This is a genomic window from Ureibacillus sp. GCM10028918 (genome assembly GCF_042666115.1).
Taxonomy (GTDB): Bacteria; Bacillota; Bacilli; order Bacillales_A; family Planococcaceae; genus Ureibacillus.
Genome location: NZ_JBHTFK010000020.1, coordinates 1 through 2097, shown reverse-complemented (window position 1 = coordinate 2097; position 2097 = coordinate 1). Strand labels below are relative to the sequence as shown.

The 2097-nt window shown below is 47.8% G+C and carries 1 protein-coding gene and 2 pseudogenes; all 3 read right to left on the bottom strand.

The annotated features are described in order from the left end of the window. Positions 1–300: pseudogene (locus ACFQU5_RS15185) on the bottom strand (exosporium glycoprotein BclB-related protein); the annotation flags it as partial. A gap of 181 nt (positions 301–481) precedes the next feature. After that, on the bottom strand, positions 482–574 hold the full coding sequence (locus tag ACFQU5_RS20315; RefSeq protein ID WP_486395263.1) for a hypothetical protein: 93 nt from the start codon (positions 572–574) through the stop codon (positions 482–484). A 355-nt stretch (positions 575–929) separates the two neighbouring features. Continuing rightward, positions 930–2097, bottom strand: a pseudogene (locus ACFQU5_RS15180) (collagen-like protein); the annotation flags it as partial.

Sequence of the window (2097 nt, the reverse complement as noted above, 5' to 3'; positions counted from 1 at the left end):
CCCAGTAGCGCCCGTAGCTCCAGCCGGTCCGATGTCACCAGTAGCGCCCGTAGCCCCAGTAGCTCCAGCAGATCCAGCCGGTCCGATGTCACCGGTAGCGCCTGTAGCCCCCCTAGGTCCCATTGGTCCCCTAGGTCCCATTAGTCCTCTAGGTCCCATTGGTCCTCTAGGTCCTGGCGGTCCCTTAGGTCCCTTTGGTCCTACTACACAATCATTTTTGTATTTCTCATTTTCCTTGGTATTTTTTTTGCAACTACACTGTTCTTTCTTGCATTTTTTACAGTGTTTATTATTATCCATTTTATCACCTACCTTATGCCATATACTATTCGACTAAGTTAGGATAGAGGGGGATAAATTAACTAATTCTTTAGAGTGATTTGGTAATAGTCTAAGAGATTTACCTCATGGAATGCATTGGATTTCGTCGCTAAAATTATACCAAATGAGGAGATGCACGCGATTAAACAGTGCGGAGAGTTTAGTTAATACTATCATTAATCTTCAAATAGTCGTTTAATTCGCATGAATCTGTTTCTAAAAAACATTGAAGCTTTTCACCTTCAGCATTCAAAATATGCGACAGTTCAATTTATTCTATAGCAATGGAAGATAACAGATGTTGATTGTTCACATCGATTAAAAGAAACTTTTGGTTGTATTAGGTATATTTGGTAAATGGATAAAAGTACCTCCATAGGGTTTTATCTTACATATTTAATATCAGTTTGCTTGCGTACTTTATAATATATTGAAATGGGCAGAGATTGGTGGCTTGTTCTTATAGAATATCAATTAATGTTAGTAAATAGGCTTTTCTTACTTTGTGGGCATCAGTAATTCATTGTAATTAAAATGACTGTAAACAAACTCAATTTTATCGAGTTTGTTTACAGTCTGAATCGTGTGGTAATTGTATCTATTTCAATCTATATAGTTTCTGTAATTTGGTGAATTGACCAAACAATTGGCACACCAGGTCCACCTAAATCTAATGCTAATGTTAAGCCATCAGCCTCGTAGAATAGACCAATTGCATCTCCAGCAGTTAATTCCACGTCTCCTGTTAACGTTACAGTGCCGTTTCCAAGAACTGCTCTCAAAGTCAGTATTAATGCTACGTTTACGTTTAAGACTGGAAGTAATCCAGAGATTAAATCTGTCCCAGTAGAAATATTACGAACAACAAATGCTGGATCAATACCAGCACCTAAGCTGACAGTGAGAGCTGCTGTAGTTTGATAGCTGATTGTAGCAGATATTGAATACCTTCCTGTAACTGGAACTGTATAAGTTCCTGTAGCAGGATCGAAATTCCCATTAGTATAGTATGGTGCTGCTACAGTCCAGTCATCTATTTGAGTAGTACCAGCTACTGAAATAGCACCAGCAAGTGCTGAGAATCCTTCCTCAGCTAAAGTCGGTCCAGCCGGTCCGATGTCACCAGTAGCGCCTGTAGCGCCTGTAGCTCCAGTAGCTCCAGTCGGTCCGATGTCACCGGTAGCGCCTGTAGCTCCAGTTGCCCCAGTTGCTCCAGTCGGTCCGATGTCACCGGTAGCGCCTGTAGCCCCAGTAGCGCCCGTAGCCCCAGTAGCTCCAGCCGGTCCAGCGGGTCCGATGTCACCAGTAGCGCCCGTAGCCCCCGTAGCTCCAGCCGGTCCAGCCGGTCCAGCCGGTCCGATGTCACCAGTAGCGCCTGTAGCTCCAGTAGCTCCAGTCGGTCCGATGTCACCGGTAGCCCCAGTAGCGCCCGTAGCACCAGCCGGTCCGATATCACCAGTAGCGCCCGTAGCCCCCGTAGCACCAGCCGGTCCGATATCACCAGTAGCGCCCGTAGCCCCAGTAGCACCAGCCGGTCCGATATCACCAGTAGCGCCCGTAGCCCCAGTAGCACCAGCCGGTCCAGTCGGTCCGATGTCACCAGTAGCGCCCGTAGCGCCCGTAGCCCCAGCCGGTCCAGCCGGTCCGATGTCACCAGTAGCGCCCGTAGCCCCAGCCGGTCCAGCCGGTCCGATATCACCAGTAGCGCCCGTAGCCCCAGTAGCTCCAGCCGGTCCAGCCGGTCCGATGTCACCAGTAGCGCCCGTAGCTCCAGTC